This window comes from Bartonella rhinolophi (assembly GCF_036576165.1).
GTDB lineage: Bacteria > Pseudomonadota > Alphaproteobacteria > Rhizobiales > Rhizobiaceae > Bartonella.
Map to the genome: position 1 here is coordinate 89,074 of NZ_JBAFWY010000006.1, position 17,015 is coordinate 106,088.

The window sequence follows — 17,015 nt, forward strand, 5'->3', positions numbered from 1 at the left end:
GCGCATATGGATATGAACTTTTTTAAACATGATGCTTTCTCAGCAGCAACAATGATGAAAGCAATTGAAAATTATGAGTTTCAGCCAAGCTTGATCAGTTCTCTTAATCTTTTTGAGGAAGTTGAAACCAGCACGACAGTTGTAGGCATTGAAAGGCGTGACAATACTTTGTCACTGATCCAAACGAGTGAACGCGGTGCTCCTTTAGTTGAAGGGGACAGAGGGTATCGTAATCTTCGGTTTTTTAAAACAACCCGTATTGCCAAGAGTGATACTGTAAAATCAGAAGAGATTCAAAATCGTCGGGAATTTGGTACAGAAGATCAACTCGAAACGGCAATGAAATATATTGCTCAAAAACAAAAGAAGTTGATTTCTGAAATTGAGCTGACATGGGAAAATATGCAGCTTGGAGCTATTCAAGGTGTTGTTCTTGATGCAGACGGATCAGTGATTGTCGATTGGTATAAGGAATGGGAAATCAAGCCACCAGAGCCACTCGACTTTCAACTGAACAAAGAGGAGACAGATGTTGCTGATATTGTCGATCAAGTGATTATGAAAATGATTGAAGTTTCAAGTGGTGCCTTTACGGATCGTTCGCGCATTATAGGGCTTTGTGGAAATGAATTCTTTTCCAAGTTAAAAAACCACAAAACCATTCGTGAAACCTATTTAAATACAGCGATGGCACAGACATTAAACAGTGCAAAAGGTGTTGCAACACCAAGTGCTATTGGGGCAGGGAGCTTTGGTAGTTTTGATTTTGCTGGGGTGACTTTTATTAACTATCGAAGCATTCATAATTATAACATTGGTGCTAAAGCGGGTACGAAACGTGCAATAGGGATTAAGCCTGATGAGTGTCAATTCTTACCCGTTGATGCCCCAGGTGTGTTCCAGAAAACTTTTGCACCGGGTGAATCTTTAGATTTTGCCAATACGGTTGGAAAGCCTCTTTACACGATGCTGATAGTCGATCACGATCGTAATGCATGGGTCAAACCTGAAGTATACAGCTATCCACTCTATATTTGCACACGCCCTGAGATGCTCTTTAAAGGCGTTATAGGAGCCAAATGATGCGATGGCACAGGCTGCTTAAAAAAATGGTTGAAGATGTACGCAACAGTTTTGGACAGCCTGTCATCTATACGAGAAAGGAGACAGGGCAGTCTTTTGAGATCACAGCGATTTACGGCATTCAACATTCAGAAACGGAAGCAGGAAGCAGAACACGCACGACAATCCCCAAAAAAGAACTTGATGTTTGCATCAATGATATTGGCGGATTGCCACCAAAGCTTCAAGATAGTGTTGTTGTGATGTCTCCTGAAAACAACGAAGCTGCTCCTTCTCAAGAGCGCTTCATTGTGACGGATGTACAAGCTTCAGAATCGGGCATGTATAAGCTGATTTTGCGTGAGGAAAAATAACGATGCGCTTTTGTTTAATGATGTATTATCATTTATCATAGGAGGGAAGTTAAAGATCAAGCTCTGAATGAGAACCGAGACGCGCTACGTTCAATCATCTGCATGTAAATCATCAAATAATTCGTCTACGGAATGAAACTTTTTTAGATTGTTTTTATCGAGTTCAGAAAAAGCCGCTCTTGTTTCTGCATTAGGTTGAAACAAGACGGATGGAATAGCTTTATCTTGTGCGATACGGGTCATCAATACTCTAATCACATCACTAACGGACAAGCCAGATTCCTGAATGACCTTATTGGCAACACTCTGGATATTTTCTGGCACGCGCGCTTGAACCATACGACTAGTTCCCATGATGATTTTTCCTAGATTGCTTGTATTTCACTGTAATACAAATATGATTTAATTTCAAGTACAGTATCATTTTGATTATTTTAACGAAAGGAAATTTTCTTTCTTGACAAAATCGTAATAATGTATCTAATATTGATTCAGGTGCCTGAAAAACACCTTAAATGCATAGCGGGTGGATTGCCGATACAATCTCTTCTCCGCACATTAAAGACTTTGACTCGTCATGCGCTTGTTGCGTATAATGATGCTGTCGGGTGTGGTTACACTATACAATACCCTTATGGGGAAGGTGTAACGACGGACTATGCACCGTGTTTTTCAGCACCCGACATTCTTTTTGGATGTCAATGAAAAACGTCTAACTGCATAGGAGTTCATCATGAACACTCTCATACCAATATCAGAAGAGGTTATTGATCAGGAAACTGTTCAAACGGTCAATGCACGTGAATTGCATGCGTTTTTAGAAGTAGGTCGCGATTTTACAACATGGATTAAAAATCGCATAAAAACATATAAATTTGTTTCTAAAAGAGACTATATTTTAACGTTTCCCAAAACGGGGGAGCGTCAAAATGTAAGCATGACAGAATATCGTCTCACTTTAGATATGGCGAAAGAGCTTGCTATGGTTGAAAGGAATGAGAAGGGTAGAAAAGCCCGTCAATATTTTATTGAATGTGAGAAGAAATTAAAAAGCCAATCTGTTGATTGTGACCGCGATACACGGTTTGATTTGCCACACTATTGGGATGAGATGAGACCTGCCGAAAAAGCCTTGTATCTTTTGGGACCTATTCATGCGCGTCTTGTTGAAGCTTTTAGATTAGAAGAAGAAAACAAAAGCTATAAAGCGTTAATTGCAGAAGCAAAACGAGTTTTAGAAAATCCTATAAAAAAAGTAGCTTAAAAACATAAAATATTCTCCCCTCTTTTAAGTGGGGAGATTCACTAAAAGCAGGAGAAAGATATACCTATTTTAAAGGGATAGAGGTATTTTCTCCATTGCGTTGCATATCTTCAACGATTTCTGAAACGAGGTTCATAATACCTTTTAAAGCATCCTCGGCTTGATTGCTTAACCATGAAAGGGATGGGAATTCAGCACATAAACCAACATATTCCTCATCTTCTTGTGACCACAAAACACGATATGTATAGTGATTATTGTTCATGTTTTGCTCTTTCCAATAAAGATAAAATTATTTTCGATGACTTTTTTGTAGGTCTTGTTCGATGAGGTGTCTTATATAGCGTGTATAAGGGACAGATTGATTTTTAGCTTTTTCTTTTAAAGCTTTCATAAGTGCTTGAGGTAATCGAATGTTAACAGAAGCTTCTTTCGGTAAAAATTCGAAATGAACAGGCTTAAAGTTAGTTAAATCATAATCAGTCAGGTCAGCAGTATCAACAAAATTTTCTGCTTCTTCATCTGTCTTGAAAATGGGTATTTTTTTTAATTTAGAGGTTTTCATAAAAATCGATCTCCTTTTGGTGCATATAACGGGCACTAATAGGGCGCACGAATAATTTGTTATTTATTGTTCTTAAGGTAAAAACTAAAAAAATATATCGTTCATTATAGTTTTTTCCAATAGCTCTGAAGCGTTCTTCTTGGATGTTAGGATCTTGCTCCATGAAAAGATTGTTGGGATCAGTAAATAAATACTCAATTTCTTTTTTGGAGACACCGTGTTTAGCGCATTTAGGCCAATTTCCTTTATCCCAGTTTATACCATGAATTTTGATGTTTAATGTCATAACGTAATGTATATTAAAATGTATCCACAAATACAGCAAAAATAAAAAAAAATCAAATTATTAAATAGGAGCATTTATGTTCCCAAGAGAGACGATAAGAGAAAATTTTGTTGCATTGATAAAGGCAGCCAAGACATCTGCTGGTGAGCGTGTTTTCAATATGCGGGACTTTAATTTTTCGTCTGAGAACATGCCTGCCATTAACGTGTCTACACAAAGCGAGACGTTGGATGAGGGACATGATTATGGTTTGAGGCGGCGTATTTTAACCGTTGATGTTGAATGTTATGCAACAGAAGAAAATGGTGCGCGCTGTGTAGATAAATTGGCATGGGAAGTCGAAAATGTTTTCCATGCCAATCCCCATTTAAATAACAAGGTTGAGAGCTGTCGGCTACAAAATATTGCTTTTGCCTTTGGTGATAATGGTGTTTTAGCACTCCATGGAGCCATTTTAACCTTTGAGGTTATTTATGTGACGAATATTCCTGATGCAGACGAAGGAAACATAGCAGCAAGTTGTGTTGAGCCCCTTATAGGATTTGATCCCGAAACAGGGGTGAGCAACGAGGATAAATATCAAAAAATCGAGGTTTTTCATGCGAGAGCGGCGCGATAAAGAAATCACCGATCTCAAGCGTCGTGTGGCAAATATGGTTGTGGTGGGTAAGATTAGCCATGTTGACCATAAAAACGCACGTTATCGGGTAAAAAGTGGCAATTTGGTAAGTGACTGGCTTCCAGACACCCAAGCCCGTGCGGGGAATACTTGTTCCTATGAGGGACGTGATGTGGGAGAGCAAGTTGTTGTTGTGTCCTCATCGGGGGATTTATCACAAGGGGTGATTGTTGGCTCCATTCATACAGATGCCAATCAGGTAGCCGATAAGGGGAGTATCCACAAAACCCTCTATCCTGATGGGACAACCATTGAATATGATGATGCGCAAAACACCTATGCACTCTCGATCAAATCAGGGGGCAAGTTTATCCTGAACATTGCTGATGGCGTTTGCCTTAAAGGAGAGGGAGGCACATTAGAGCTGACAGCCCCTGATGGCATTAAGATTGTGTCAGAAAGTGATGTAAGCTTAAATGCCGATGGCAATATTTCCCTAAAAGCTGGGGGTGGCGTTTCCATCAATGGTAGCTCTCTTACCCATAATGGTAAAAATGTTGGGGCATCCCATGTCCACGGCGGTGTTGCTTCTGGTGGTTCGATAACAGGAGTGCCAAAGTGAGCATAGGAATGGATCGGCAAACAGGAAAATCCCTCTCGAGCATCGATCATTTGCGCCAATCAATATTTGATATTCTCTCCACACGCATTGGGACGCGTGTAATGCGGCGTGATTATGGTTCACGTGTGCCTGAACTGATAGATGCACCCGTCAATGATGCTTTTGCTGTCACACTTTATGCATCTATTGCAGAGGCACTGGATCGGTGGGAACCACGCTTTCAATTGAAGGAAATTAATTTGAAATGGGTTGCGGCTGGCAAAGTGTCCTTGTCGTTTGCGGGGGTTTATTTGCCATCGGGCAAGCCCATTACCATGGAAGGACTGCTGATAAAATGAGTAAAGCACTTACCAAACCAGAGATCATCGCAGAACTTTCTTTTGAAGAGATACGCGCTTGCGCTCTTGCGCATTTAAAAGAACTTTTGCCTAATTATACATTTCTCGAAAGTGATCCCGCAGTCAAAGTGATTGAGGCTTTTAGTTACAGAGAACTGTTGTTAAGGCAGCGCATTAATGACGCTGCGCGTGATAATATTCTTGATTTTTCTACAGGCAGTTCTCTTGATGAGTTGGGAGAGTGGCACGGTGTTGAACGCATGGAGGATGAGGATGATGATAGGTATCGTGAACGTATTAAGCTTCATGCGCGCAGCGGGAAAGCCAGTGGGACGGAGCCTTATTACAAGTTTGTTGCTCTGTCAGCCGATCATCGGGTGAAGGATGCAATCATTTATCGGAAAGGGAGAGACCCCACCATTCATGTTGCACTTTTTGGCAATAATGAAGCAGAAACCGTGAGCCAAGAGCTTTTAGAGAAAGTCTCAAACGCCCTTCATGAGAAAAGTGTGATTATGACCAATGATACGATCATTGTTCACGCCGCTGTGGCAAAGGTGGTGGATTTGGAGGCAGATGTTTGGCTGTTACCAGAAACAGCATTGACCATTCTCACAAAAATGGAAGCCAATTTAAGAGCAGCATGGAGGCAAGAACAAGTTCTTGGTCGCCAGTTGAGTTTATCATGGTGGGTTTCAAAATTGATGATTGCTGGTGTGCAGAAAGTGATTGCTCTGGAGCCCATGGAGGATATTGCAGTTTCAGCGGAAGAAGTGTTGTCCGTTGGAACAGTGATCTTAAACTTTAAAGGTCGGGCACGCTAATGGTTGGGTCTTTGCTTGCCAACAATGCAACAGAATTTGAGAGGTGCCTTGCGGATGTTTGTGATTTTCATCAAGATGTTGATGACATTATTTCGGGGATTTCACGCTCTAAACTTGTTACACGCCCCCCTCGCTTTTTGCCGTGGCTGATTGAAGAATACGGACTTGGTGAGTTAACCCCTTATGTTCCCAATCTTTATGATTTGCTTGATACAGGGTCTCAATGGCAAAAGATACGTGGCTCTCTCGCAGCCATTGATATGGGGTTAGCATGGCTAGGGCTTTCCGCAGATTTTAGAGCAGCATGGGTAAGGCGTGCATGGTGGAATTCCTTCCAGCTTGCTTTTGACCGCTTGCCTGAACCAAGCCAACTGAAAGCAATTGTGGAGATCACCAACCTTTCGAAAAGTTTGCGCTCTGACTTTCGACGTGCCACCCATGGTTATAGCGTTGGGGCTGTTGAAGGTAACATGTCAAGGTTAGACAATGCGCTGCTTGATCGCGAAAGCGGTGTGCGTATGGTGGCAAGCAATACGCTGTTTTCCTTTGGGCAAGATGTAGAGATTAATCACACTCTTCGCAAAGAAGAAGGCGAATTAATTGGCAATTGGATAGATGATACTGGTGAAGAATTAAGTTGGGAAGAGCTGCACTATTCATGGGAGGGGGCGAACTTTCCTTGGGTGTCTGTCAACCAGCATGAGCGGAGTATCTTTTTAGCAGGATGGTTTCAAAAGCGAACCCTTTATCTTGTGTTGAGAGATGAGGAAAATGCTCTCATTGGTATTCGCAGATGCAACATTGTCCAGCCCGTCGAACAGGCATTGGAGGGCGTTTATAGCCATTCAGGCAAACAATTGAAGCCTTCAAGAACAGGCACAAGGGTCTTACTGGCTGCACGTACAGATTTTCAGGATGTTGATGGCAGAAAAGCCGCTTCCGTTTCTGTTTTAGTCCATGCAACTCCAGCAAAAAACATACCTTTGGGAAAGCTTTGGCTACAATCTGAGGAGCTCATCGGGGGCGTTGAGATCATCAAAACACCTGTAAAGATTCCTTTACGAGCCGATGTTCGCACACAATTTAAAATTTTATTGAGGTTTTAAGATGAAGCATGAAAGTGGTTTACCTTTTGCAATTGATCGATCGGTGGGCAGAGATGAGCAACAAAGTGTTGTGTTTTATGGGGAGCGTCCGTTTCTGCAAAGTGGCGAGTTAAATGAAGTTCAAACAATTATCAGAGGGCGCCATGACCGTTTGGGACGATTGGTTGCCAAAGAAGGTGATCGTATTGAGCGTGCTGATGCTTTTATTCACAAAGACAGCCAAACTGTCACATTGACAGAGGGGAAGATTTTTATAGCAGGGGATATTTTCCCCGTTTCAGAAGCTGTCTTAGAGAATGTTTCGATGATGGGGCGCAGCGAAATCGGTGTGAAACTTCAAAAAAAATGGATCACCCATGAAGATGATCCCCAATTATTAGGGCAAGTTTCAGGGACATTGGCAGAAGGTGAAGCAGGGGCAGCACGCGAGACAGCAAAGCTTGTATGGGCTCTTAAAGACGATCCACAGGAAGGCACGTTTTTCCCTGTCTATGTGCTGCAAGATGGGATTTTGATTGACCAAAAATCACCCTCTCTGCTTGAACCTGCCATGCAAGCCATTGCCACTTACGATCGTGCCCATGGTCATTATATTGTGAGTGGTTGCCGTGTTACAGCATTAGGCAAAGAGGGAGGAAATCAGGTTTTTAGTATTCAAGAGGGGGAAGCCAATATTAATGGTTTCAAACGCAAGCGCCTTGCGGCTTTGAGATATGAAGAAGCGGAAGATTTTTCCGAAGGGGTCGTTCCAAGTGAGACGCATATTTTTTCTCCCAAGCAAGGGGAGGAAAGTTTCACCTTTAAGACCTACTATGCACCTCTTGCCACGATTCATTCTCTTTTGCTGACCAAAGAAAAAACCGTGAATGTAACCCGTGGTGCGATAGCTTCAGGACGCGATGGCATGCCTGATAAAAGTATTACGTCTTTTGAAAAAGTTGTCCAAGGCGACAAGGAATTTGTCGAGGGCGTAGATTTTAAAAAGACGGGTGATACGATTGATTGGGTATTGATGGGTGATGAGCCACGTGCAGGCAGTAGTTATACAGTCACTTATCGCTATCGTGCACAAGTGATGGCTGATAAAATAACAGCACAAGAAATCACGCTCTCAGAGGGTGCGCAAGGGGGTGATATTATTGTCAGCTATACTTATAAATTGCCTCGTATCGATCGTATAGGAATGAATGGGCAAGGTAGTGTGGTTTATATCAAAGGGGTTTCCGCAGATGATCCCATGGCACCCAGTGTGCCTGATGATGTGTTGTCTTTGGCAACAATAACCAACAATTGGATAGATTTCCCCATTGTCAAAAATGATGGCACTCGTGTTGCCCCCTATGATGAAATGTGGCGTTATTTTCAGCGGGTTTTGTCCCTTGATCGTCTCATGCAGTTAGAGCGCATTAAAAGCAATGTGGATTCAAAAGAGCCTGTGGCAAAGAAAGGCATGTTTGCCGATCCTTTTCTTGATGACAGCTATCGCGATGAGGGCTTTCCACAAACAGGCGCGATTGGTAGCGGCATTTTGCAGCTTGCCATTGAGCCAACATTTTACTACGCGACGTTAAAAACCCCTGTCACCCTTGATTGGGACAATGAAGTCATCATTGCACAAGAGCTAAAGACAGCTTGTGAAAAAATCAATCCTTATCAAAATTTTGCACCACTGCCCGGTACTCTCACACTCACTCCCGCAACAGACTTTTGGCATGAACAACGCACAGAATGGCTCTCTGGCATGACCAATCAATTGTTTATGGGAAGAGCGAGAAGAGGGAGCACGACTGTATCAGTCAGAGATAATTTGGTGAGCGCGCGTCAGGAGCAGATTGATTTCTTAAGGCAAATTGAACTGGAGTTTAAAATTGAAGGTTTTGGTAAGGGAGAAATCTTAGAAAGCCTTACCTTTGATGGTGTGAGTGTTTTGCCAAAGACTCTTCACACTGCCAATGCCCATGGTATCATTGAAGGCAAGTTTAGCATTCCTAAAAATATTACTGCGGGCACAAAAAATGTTGTGGCAAGGGGCAAAGGGGGAACAACAGCAACGGGTCTTTTTACGGGGCAAGGTGTGATTGATGTGCAAGTGATGCGACGTACCACAACGGTGCGTGTCTGGACAAAATCTGATCCACAGGCACAAGTGTTCATCCCCGATGAAACGCGGCAAATAACAGGGGTTGATTTTTACCTTTGTAAAATTGGCAATCCTGCCAATGATTTGATGATTGATTTGGTAACAACAGACAATGGCACTCCCACTGCTGATGTTCAAGCACAAACCCCTTATTCGATGAAGCAAGCCAAGACGGGGTGGGCAAAAGCGCGCTATGATGTCCCCTTGACGGTGGCAAATGACCGCCTCACAGCTTTTGTGATTAAGACCGATGACAGTGAGCATTCGGTTGGTTTGGCAAAACTTGGGGATTTTGATGTAGACAAGCAAAGATACGTGTCTAGCCATCCTTATGTGACGGGTCCGCGCTTTTCTTCAGTCAATGCACAAACATGGACAGCCCACCAAGATGAAGCACTGACGTTTCGTGTGCTTGCAGCACGCTACACACAAACAGAAAAAATTGTAGAGTTAGGGGAGTTTGATCTTGTTGATTGCTCTGACTTGCAAGTGCGTGCGGCAATAGAGTTGCCTTCCAGTGATTGTTCTGTTGTGTTTGAAATTGAAAGAAACAATGGCACAATTTACCAGCTTCTCCCGTTTCAATTGCTCAGTCTAACGGAATATCTCAGTGAGAGAGTTCAGCTGCGCGCCATCCTCAAGGGCACGCAAAAGCTCTCGCCTGTTTTGTTTGCTCCTATTGAGCTCATTGCGGGCAAAATCCATAAGCAAGCCACTTACGTTACACGTGCCTTTGCTTTTGGAGAAAATTCAAAATTAACAAGCTATATCAAGACCTTTTTGCCGAGTGGTTCGGTGTTTTCAATGGATATTCAATTTGATGACGGTGATTTTACGTCACTAAAACTAGAAGAGACAGAACAATTGAGCGAGCCGCTTTGGACGGAGCGTAAGTTCATAAGTGATAACAAAACAGCCAAACAAGCACGGTTGAAATTTACACTGACTGGTAGTCCTGCGGCACGGTCGATGGTGCGTGATTTTGGTGCAGGCATATTGTGATTGGAGGGAAAATGGAAAAGACAAAAAAGTTAAATATGGAATTGCCTCAGGAAGGGCGCTTTATCAGCTCTGAATTTCCGATTTTGCGGGAGAATTTGATAATAATAGATCAGGCAATTGCGGATGTTGATAAGCAAGTAAAAGAGAAAGCTCCTTTACAGCACACACATGAGATAAGTGATGTCACGGGTCTTGAAACAGAACTTAAAGGTAAAATGTCAGCGGATAAAACCTTCTCTTTTGCTGATTTGGCAGATGTGGAAGGTGCGCAAGATGCAGCGAATAATTATGTACTCTACAAATCGAGCAATAACCATTTTACCTTTGGCAGTGCTAAGTCGCTGTTGGGTGTACACCAGCATAAAATGGAAGATATCGTTGGGCTTGAGGCTTCTTATCAAGAAATGTATGATGAAATGAAGCAAGCGATCAGGGAAGTTTTTCCTTCTGGATTCATTGCTACATTTGCCATGCAGCAGGTGCCAAGGGGCTGGCTTTTATGTGATGGCGCGACCTATGAGCGTGAAGAGTATCCGCAATTATTTGAGGCAATAGGTGAGCAATGGGGAGCCGACAGCGAGACCACCTTTAAAGTTCCTGATTTTAGAGGAATGTTTTTACGCGGCTTAGATAGTGGTCGTGGCTTAGACCCAGAGAGAGATTTTGCAACTGAGCAACAAGACAGCATCAGATCACATACGCATGATTGCACTCTTGAAACGGCAGGGCAGCACACGCATAATTTTCGGTATTTGTATACAACTAGAGGTGTTGGTCAAATAGGTGGTAGGAATCCCGCTTTTGGTAATTTCCAAGATTCAGCAAACACACAACCTGCTGGTGCCCATACGCACAAGGCAACTATTTCCTCAACGGGTGAAGTAGAAACACGACCTGTGAATGCAACAGTTGTTTATGCTATAAAGTCATGAAGTTTGATGGTGATGGATAAGGCTTGTCAGTGGAATATTAAATTGCTGATGCAAGTTTTTAATCATGCGTAGTGTTAATTTTCTTTTGCCATTTAAAATATCATAAACACGATTTAAGTGACCAATCGCAGGGACAAGGTCTTTAGCGGTTAAGTTCATTTGTTCCATTCTCAATTTAATAGCTTCAATTGGATGAGGAGGAGAAACGGGATAGTGTTCAGCTTCATAAGTTTCAATCAATAAAACAAGAACCTCCATTTTATCAAATTCTGGAGTATTAATTTCGGGCTGATTGTCAAACATTGCAGACACAATTTTCAATGCTTCTTGATAATCTTTTTCAGTACGAATAGGCTTTATATCCATTTGTAAAGTTCCTTTAGTTTAGCGGGGTTAATTGCATCGTACTGTTTAAATAGTAACATATTTGTTGACAAATGTCACTTATTACATTACATTTTATTTAAAATGAAGCCATTGAGTTGCTATGATCAAAACATTTAAAAATAAAGACCTGCAATCTCTTTGGAAAACAGGAAAGAGTAAAATTGATAGCAGGCTTCAACAGCGTGTCATTCGTCGTCTTGATGCTCTTGAAGCGGCTTCTCAAGTGAGCGATGTGAATTTACTAGGCTATAATTTTCATATGCTGAGGGGATTTACTCCAACGCGTTATACTATCCATGTTAATGGACCGTGGTGCATTACTTTCGAGTTTGTTGACGGTCACGTGATGCATGTTGATTCTAGAACAGTATCATTGAGCTTTTCAGAAGGAGTTTGACCTATGACTACACGCCATCCTGATCGTTGTCCTTCTCATCCAGGAGAAATCTTAGCTGAAGCCTTGGATAATTTGGATATAAGTAAAACTGAAATTGCTCAAATTCTTCAAATATCACGACAGCATTTGCACAGTATTCTTAAGGGACAACGTCCTGTTACGGCAGTTACAGCTGCACGTATTGGCAAACTTTTGGGCAATGGACCAGCCTTATGGTTACAGTTGCAGGCGAATTATGATACATGGCACGCGCTACGGGATATTGATGTTTCTTCCATTCCAACATTAACAGCTCGTGGAGTGGATGCGCAAATAGAACATGGCCGCTAGAATCTTTCTCTTTAGAAGTAAACAGTACGAATAACATTACCAGCTTTAAACATTTTCATTGTCATTTAAAATATCATCTAAACCACAATCTAATTCGTTTAATATATTCTTTGGTGCGTCTGCATAGACAAAAGATTGTATAGCAGAATGGGGTTTTATTAATTCGTTATATAAACTGACGGGAAGCATAATGATCTTCTCACGTCCTCGTTTTGTTAAAGCTATGGGCTTGGACATAGCTTCATCCAAAATATTGTCAGCTTCACGGTTCATATCTGTAAAACTATATTTCTTCATATCTACACCTCAGCATTATGAATAATACGCGTTGTACGTACTCGTATAACATCAAGCAGCTTTTAAGAGCGACACTCTCATCATAATTTTTCAGAATTTATTTAACCCAGCCAATCATTTGAAGGAGCATAAAATGGCAACAGGTTTTTTGCACGGCGTTGAAGTTATCGAGTCCGATGACGGTACGCGTCCACTTCGTACAGCTCAATCAGCCGTTATCGGGATTGTGGGGACGGCACCAGATGCCGATACACAAGCATTTCCGTTGAATACACCCGTTTTGGTTTCGGGATCACTTTTACAAGCAGCAAAACTTGATAAAACAGGCAAGCGACGTGGCACTTTGCCTAATGCTCTTGACCTGATTTTTAAGCAAGTGGGTGCCATTGTTGTTGTCGTGCGGGTGAAGGAAGGTGAGAACGAGAATACAACTCTTGCCAATGTTCTTGGTGGTGTCAATACAGATGGAGCTTATGAAGGTGTCCATGCTTTGATTGGAGCACAATCCATTGTTGGGCAAACACCACGCATTTTGATCGCTCCAAGCTTTACTCATCAACGCCCTGTAACCCTTAGCAAGATTAATGTTACCAACCAAGGCAGTGGTTATAGTCAAGCAACGGTTAAAATTGCAGGGGGAGCCAAAGCAGAAGCTGTCATTTCCGATGGGAAAATCACGTCTATTGTTCTCAAGGAGAATGGCATTGATTACCAAACTGCACCAAGTGTGACGATTGAAGGTGATGGCACTGGTGCAACAGCTAGGGCAGAAATAAGCACCACATCAAATCCCGTAGCAGCAGAGTTGCTTGGTATTGCTGAACGTCTGCGTGCCATTGTGGTGCTTGATGCACCAAACACAACAGATGAAGCAGCTCTTAGCACAGCCAAGGATTTTGATTCAAAGCGTGCTATTATCGTTGATCCTTTTGTGGCAGTGAATCGTCATGGAAAAATCTCACAAGAGCCAGCAAGTGCAGCCGTTGCAGGGGTGATTGCTAGAACGGATTTTGAGCATGGCTTTTGGCATTCTCCTTCCAATAAAGTGATCAATGGCATTGTTGGCATTGCTCGCCCGATTGACTTTTCTATCGGTGATAGATCAAGCCGTGCCAACCTGCTCAATGAACAAAACATTACAACAATTATCCGCGAAAATGGCTATCGCTTGTGGGGGAACCGTACCCTTTCAAGTGATAGAAAATTTGCTTTTTTATCGGTGGTGAGAACCGCAGATATGATTAACGATGCCATTTTACGCGGGCATTTGTGGGCAGTCGATAAAAATATCAAGAAAACCTACATGAGCGATGTGAGCGAAAGCGTCAATGCTTATTTGCGTGATTTAAAAGCGCAAGGGGCAATTCTTGGTGGGCACTGCATCCCCGATCCAGAACTCAACACACCAAGTGCGATCGAAGATGGCAAAGTTTATTTCAATGTGGAGTTCACACCAACAACCCCAGCAGAACATATCACGTTCCGTTCACAAATTACCAATGATTACTTAGAGGAGATGGCGTAATGGCAGTACCAGTCTTACCAAGGGTTTTGAAATATTTTAACATTTATGTCGACGGCATTCCCTATCAGGCAAAGTGTGAAAGCGTGACTTTGCCGAATTTGAATTTCACCGTTGAAAGCTATCGTGGTGGTGGCATGGATGTACCCATTGAGATTGATATGGGGCTTGAGGTTTTAACATTGACCATGACGATTTCTGATTGTTCACCAGAGCTGATGACACAGCTGGGGCGCTCTGATGTTGACATCTCCCTACGGGGCTCAATGCAAGCGCAAGGCACGCCCGCAGAAGGTGTTGCCATCACCATGCAAGGGCTTTGCAAAGGTTTTGAAATGGCAGAATGGCAAGCAGGAGGCAAAGCAACCTCTACAGCGACATTCACACTGCATTACTTCAAATATGTTCAGAAGGAGGTTGAGATTGTTGAGATAGATGCTCTCAACATGGTGAGGAAATTCAATGGTGTAGACCAATTGGCAAAACATAGAGAATTTTTAGGAATGTAAAAATGATAGCAGCAACAAGTATTACATATAAATTGTCCATCCCTGTTTTTTTTGAAGGAAAAGAACACACCAAAATCATTTTACGTCGTGCCAAAACAAAGGATTTGCAAGCGGTCGACAAAAAGGAAGGTATCGAGCAAACCATAGCAATGATCGCACGCCTTTCGAGCTGGCCTTATGAAGCCGTGGGAGAAATCGACATTGAGGATTTGTCAGGCATTGGAGAAATCTTGGAGTCTTTTATCAAGCGGCGGGATACCTAGATTGGGAAACCGCCGCAAAACTGATAGGGGATATAGCGATAGTTTTTCATTGGCCACTGTCAGACATGATGGAAATGGAGCCACAAGAATTGATTTTTTGGCGCAAACAAGCAGCAGAAAGGCATAAAACGAAATGACGAAAAAAGTTGCCGATGCGAAAGTCAGATTAACGCTTGAGGATAAAATCACTGCGCCTTTGAAGCGTCTACAAGGGAGGTTTCAAGACTTATCGCATAAATTGGGTGTTCCTCGCTTTTCTGCTGCGGTCAAAAACATGACAGCAAGCCTGAAAGGTGTTCAAGGTGCTCTTAGCACGGCAGCAAGTCGTGCTTCAATTTTTACAGGGGCTTTAGGGCTTGCAGGTGGTGGTCTTGTGGCAAGCTTGACTGCTGTCACCATGAAAACCATGCACATGGGGGATAGTCTTCATCATGCGTCACGGCATTTAGGCATGAGTGTTGCAGCGCTTCAATTATGGGGCGATGCAGCGGATAATTCGGGGACTTCTTCTGCACTTTTTCAACAATCTTTAGCGGTATTGAATAGGCGTTCTGCACAAGCTTTTGCGGGGCAAAAAAGAGGTATTATGGGATTTGAGGCGCTTGGTATTTCTGTCAAAGATGCTTCTGGGAAGTTGAAATCCAATTCCATTTTGTTGGAAGAAATTACCGACAAGATGAGTCAGATGAACAATCAAGCACAAAGACAACATATTGCAGCTCTGCTTTTTGGTGGGGATGGTAAAGAAATGGCTGCCATGCTTTCGCAAGGCATGGGAAAAATAAAAGACCTCTTTGCAGATGCGCGAAAAGGAAAGTGGATGATAGGTGCCGATGTTGCAGAGTATGCAGCAGATTTAAGTGACAAGCTTGGTGCCTTTAAAAGCCAACTAGGTGGGATTGCCAGTTTTATTGGTGCGCGTTTCATGCCAGTTCTCAATGATTTGATTGATGCTTTTTCAGCATTGATTGATGAAAATCGTGATCTCATTCAAACAACCGTCACAAAGTGGGCAAAATCTTTAAAAGACGTCTTGAAGGCTTTGTGTGATCCTACTTCTGATTTGAGACAAAATATCAGTGGGATCACGGAAAGAATCAAAGGGTGGTTTAAATGGATGGAACCATTGATTGGTGAAATAAGCCTGTTTAAGGTTGGTCTTGTGGCACTTAGCGCATTTATTTTTGGTCCTCTCATTGCATCCTTAGTTGCACTGAGCACCACGTTTATCACACTTGGGGCAGCTATAATGACTACGCCTGTAGGCTGGATACTTGGCGGTATTGCATTGCTTGTTGGGGCTGGATATCTACTCTACAAAAATTGGGATACGGTAACAAGCTATCTAAGCAAGTTATGGGATTCCTTTGTTGCTTTATGCAGCGATGTTTTTGATAACCTTTTTACTTTCTTTAAAGATTTTTCGCCACTTTATTGGATAGCAACAAAAATCAATTCATTGATTGACTGGTTGTTTGGGGTCAACTTAATGGATGCAGGAGCTAATCTGATTAGTGGGCTGTGGGAGGGCATGAAAAGCGCGTGGCAGACAATGTATAATTGGCTTAGCGGTGCGATTAAAAAATTAACGAGTTGGATGCCTAGCTGGATGAAAGAAAAGCTCGGGTTTAGCGCTACAATCGATAAAAGTTCAACTGAGACGATTAAAAGTCTTACCGAAGAAACAAGTACACGCGCAAAAAGAATAACCGATGCAACCGTTGTTACGAACACCCCACCTCAACAACGCAACAGCAGCACGCATATAAACTCCGTTGAAGCAGCAAAGATTAAAGCTTTAAATGCTTCCGAGACGATTATGGTTCAAAAGCCTGCGGAAGTGGATGCTTCTATCACTATTAGCAATTTGAATATTTCGGGGGGAAGAGGCTCTGCGGATGAAATTCAGGCTGCGGTCAATCAAGTCCTTGAACGTCAAGCCAAACAGCAGCGCTTGGCTATAGCATCAAGCTTTTCGGATTAATCACCATGATGTTGGCTTTGGGACAGTTTATTTTTTCGGTTGAAACGGCAGCGTATCAAACACTTAACATGTCTTATGATATTCCGTGGGTAGAGCAAGGGCGATTGGGGCGCAAGGCAGCACTTCAGTTGCCAGCTGTTGCCAATGCGGAATTTTCTTTAACAGGGGTGGTGTATCCAGACTTTAAAGGTG

At 42.5% G+C, this 17,015-nt stretch carries 24 protein-coding genes and 1 pseudogene; 19 read left to right on the forward strand and 6 right to left on the reverse strand.

The features are described from left to right. Positions 1-6 precede the first annotated feature (6 nt). A complete protein-coding gene (locus V5N67_RS05125) occupies positions 7-1,083 on the forward strand; it encodes a major capsid protein (protein ID WP_332060824.1) in 1,077 nt (358 codons plus the stop codon). Beyond that, the gene (locus V5N67_RS05130) at positions 1,083-1,436 is read left to right on the forward strand and encodes a head-tail joining protein (protein ID WP_332060848.1); all 354 of its coding nucleotides are present in this window, start codon (positions 1,083-1,085) and stop codon (positions 1,434-1,436) included. Before V5N67_RS05125 ends, V5N67_RS05130 begins: the two co-directional genes overlap by 1 nt. A 90-nt stretch (positions 1,437-1,526) precedes the next feature. Here the strand turns inward: V5N67_RS05130 and V5N67_RS05135 are convergent, their stop codons facing one another. Continuing rightward, complete coding sequence (locus V5N67_RS05135; RefSeq protein ID WP_332060825.1) at positions 1,527-1,790, reverse strand: type II toxin-antitoxin system RelB/DinJ family antitoxin; 264 nt, start codon at positions 1,788-1,790, stop codon at positions 1,527-1,529. Positions 1,791-1,931: 141 nt separating this feature from the next. On the opposite strand from V5N67_RS05135, the gene V5N67_RS05140 reads away from it, so the two are divergent. Then, complete coding sequence (locus V5N67_RS05140) at positions 1,932-2,141, forward strand: hypothetical protein (protein ID WP_332060826.1); 210 nt, start codon at positions 1,932-1,934, stop codon at positions 2,139-2,141. A gap of 28 nt (positions 2,142-2,169) precedes the next feature. Further along, positions 2,170-2,700: an antA/AntB antirepressor family protein gene (locus V5N67_RS05145; RefSeq protein ID WP_332060827.1), complete on the forward strand. Its 531-nt coding sequence runs from the start codon at positions 2,170-2,172 to the stop codon at positions 2,698-2,700. A 64-nt stretch (positions 2,701-2,764) separates the two neighbouring features. Here the strand turns inward: V5N67_RS05145 and V5N67_RS05150 are convergent, their stop codons facing one another. From V5N67_RS05150 to V5N67_RS05160, 3 genes are read right to left on the reverse strand one after another with little or no spacing between them, the layout of a single operon-like run. Then, entirely contained in the window at positions 2,765-2,965 is a 201-nt protein-coding gene (locus tag V5N67_RS05150; protein ID WP_332060828.1) for a hypothetical protein, read from the reverse strand. Between the two features lie 27 nt (positions 2,966-2,992). Continuing rightward, positions 2,993-3,265 (reverse strand): CopG family antitoxin, encoded by a 273-nt coding sequence (locus V5N67_RS05155; protein WP_332060829.1) that lies wholly within the window; start codon positions 3,263-3,265, stop codon positions 2,993-2,995. Then, complete coding sequence (locus V5N67_RS05160; protein ID WP_332060830.1) at positions 3,252-3,551, reverse strand: BrnT family toxin; 300 nt, start codon at positions 3,549-3,551, stop codon at positions 3,252-3,254. The genes V5N67_RS05155 and V5N67_RS05160 overlap by 14 nt, the downstream gene beginning before the upstream one ends. Before the next feature lie 76 nt (positions 3,552-3,627). On the opposite strand from V5N67_RS05160, the gene V5N67_RS05165 reads away from it, so the two are divergent. The 7 genes from V5N67_RS05165 to V5N67_RS05195 are packed head-to-tail and all read left to right on the forward strand — an operon-like array spanning position 3,628 to position 11,134. Next, the gene (locus V5N67_RS05165) at positions 3,628-4,170 is read left to right on the forward strand and encodes a hypothetical protein (protein ID WP_332060831.1); all 543 of its coding nucleotides are present in this window, start codon (positions 3,628-3,630) and stop codon (positions 4,168-4,170) included. Further along, positions 4,151-4,792 (forward strand): phage baseplate assembly protein V, encoded by a 642-nt coding sequence (locus V5N67_RS05170; RefSeq protein WP_332060832.1) that lies wholly within the window; start codon positions 4,151-4,153, stop codon positions 4,790-4,792. The genes V5N67_RS05165 and V5N67_RS05170 overlap by 20 nt, the downstream gene beginning before the upstream one ends. Continuing rightward, positions 4,789-5,130 carry a GPW/gp25 family protein gene (locus V5N67_RS05175; RefSeq protein ID WP_332060833.1) on the forward strand — a complete coding sequence of 114 codons (342 nt, stop codon included), beginning with the start codon at positions 4,789-4,791 and terminating at the stop codon, positions 5,128-5,130. Before V5N67_RS05170 ends, V5N67_RS05175 begins: the two co-directional genes overlap by 4 nt. Continuing rightward, on the forward strand, positions 5,127-5,954 hold the full coding sequence (locus V5N67_RS05180) for a baseplate J/gp47 family protein (RefSeq protein WP_332060834.1): 828 nt from the start codon (positions 5,127-5,129) through the stop codon (positions 5,952-5,954). Before V5N67_RS05175 ends, V5N67_RS05180 begins: the two co-directional genes overlap by 4 nt. Continuing rightward, positions 5,954-7,060, forward strand: a complete 1,107-nt coding sequence (locus tag V5N67_RS05185) for a phage tail protein (RefSeq protein ID WP_332060835.1) — start codon at positions 5,954-5,956, stop codon at positions 7,058-7,060. Before V5N67_RS05180 ends, V5N67_RS05185 begins: the two co-directional genes overlap by 1 nt. A gap of 1 nt (position 7,061) precedes the next feature. Continuing rightward, positions 7,062-10,202: a DUF4815 domain-containing protein gene (locus V5N67_RS05190; RefSeq protein WP_332060836.1), complete on the forward strand. Its 3,141-nt coding sequence runs from the start codon at positions 7,062-7,064 to the stop codon at positions 10,200-10,202. Positions 10,203-10,213: 11 nt separating this feature from the next. After that, positions 10,214-11,134, forward strand: a complete 921-nt coding sequence (locus V5N67_RS05195) for a Bgr_08870 family protein (protein ID WP_332060837.1) — start codon at positions 10,214-10,216, stop codon at positions 11,132-11,134. Here V5N67_RS05195 and V5N67_RS05200 read toward each other — a convergent pair. Further along, positions 11,129-11,500, reverse strand: coding sequence for a helix-turn-helix domain-containing protein (locus tag V5N67_RS05200; protein ID WP_332060838.1), 372 nt, complete (start codon positions 11,498-11,500; stop codon positions 11,129-11,131). The two genes, V5N67_RS05195 and V5N67_RS05200, sit on opposite strands and share 6 nt — an antisense overlap. A gap of 121 nt (positions 11,501-11,621) precedes the next feature. On the opposite strand from V5N67_RS05200, the pseudogene V5N67_RS05205 reads away from it, so the two are divergent. Then, a pseudogene (locus V5N67_RS05205) lies at positions 11,622-11,898 on the forward strand (type II toxin-antitoxin system RelE/ParE family toxin). A 23-nt stretch (positions 11,899-11,921) separates the two neighbouring features. Continuing rightward, the gene (locus V5N67_RS05210; protein WP_332060839.1) at positions 11,922-12,248 is read left to right on the forward strand and encodes a HigA family addiction module antitoxin; all 327 of its coding nucleotides are present in this window, start codon (positions 11,922-11,924) and stop codon (positions 12,246-12,248) included. Between the two features lie 45 nt (positions 12,249-12,293). Here V5N67_RS05210 and V5N67_RS05215 read toward each other — a convergent pair whose 3' ends face one another. After that, positions 12,294-12,545: a type II toxin-antitoxin system Phd/YefM family antitoxin gene (locus V5N67_RS05215; RefSeq protein WP_332060840.1), complete on the reverse strand. Its 252-nt coding sequence runs from the start codon at positions 12,543-12,545 to the stop codon at positions 12,294-12,296. 133 nt (positions 12,546-12,678) lie between these two features. Here V5N67_RS05215 and V5N67_RS05220 point away from each other — a divergent pair, with 133 nt between their 5' ends. From V5N67_RS05220 to V5N67_RS05245, 6 genes are all read left to right on the forward strand, one after another. Beyond that, entirely contained in the window at positions 12,679-14,070 is a 1,392-nt protein-coding gene (locus V5N67_RS05220; RefSeq protein ID WP_332060841.1) for a phage tail sheath subtilisin-like domain-containing protein, read from the forward strand. Continuing rightward, the gene (locus tag V5N67_RS05225) at positions 14,070-14,576 is read left to right on the forward strand and encodes a phage major tail tube protein (protein WP_332060842.1); all 507 of its coding nucleotides are present in this window, start codon (positions 14,070-14,072) and stop codon (positions 14,574-14,576) included. The genes V5N67_RS05220 and V5N67_RS05225 overlap by 1 nt, the downstream gene beginning before the upstream one ends. Before the next feature lie 2 nt (positions 14,577-14,578). Beyond that, positions 14,579-14,839, forward strand: coding sequence for a phage tail assembly protein (locus V5N67_RS05230; protein ID WP_332060843.1), 261 nt, complete (start codon positions 14,579-14,581; stop codon positions 14,837-14,839). Positions 14,840-14,913: 74 nt separating this feature from the next. Continuing rightward, positions 14,914-14,976 (forward strand): hypothetical protein, encoded by a 63-nt coding sequence (locus V5N67_RS06835; RefSeq protein ID WP_442879245.1) that lies wholly within the window; start codon positions 14,914-14,916, stop codon positions 14,974-14,976. After that, positions 14,973-16,823 carry a phage tail tape measure protein gene (locus V5N67_RS05240; protein ID WP_332060844.1) on the forward strand — a complete coding sequence of 617 codons (1,851 nt, stop codon included), beginning with the start codon at positions 14,973-14,975 and terminating at the stop codon, positions 16,821-16,823. Before V5N67_RS06835 ends, V5N67_RS05240 begins: the two co-directional genes overlap by 4 nt. A gap of 5 nt (positions 16,824-16,828) precedes the next feature. Next, positions 16,829-17,015, forward strand: a 187-nt coding sequence (locus V5N67_RS05245; protein WP_332060670.1) for a phage tail protein, incomplete at its 3' end; no start/stop codon positions are given.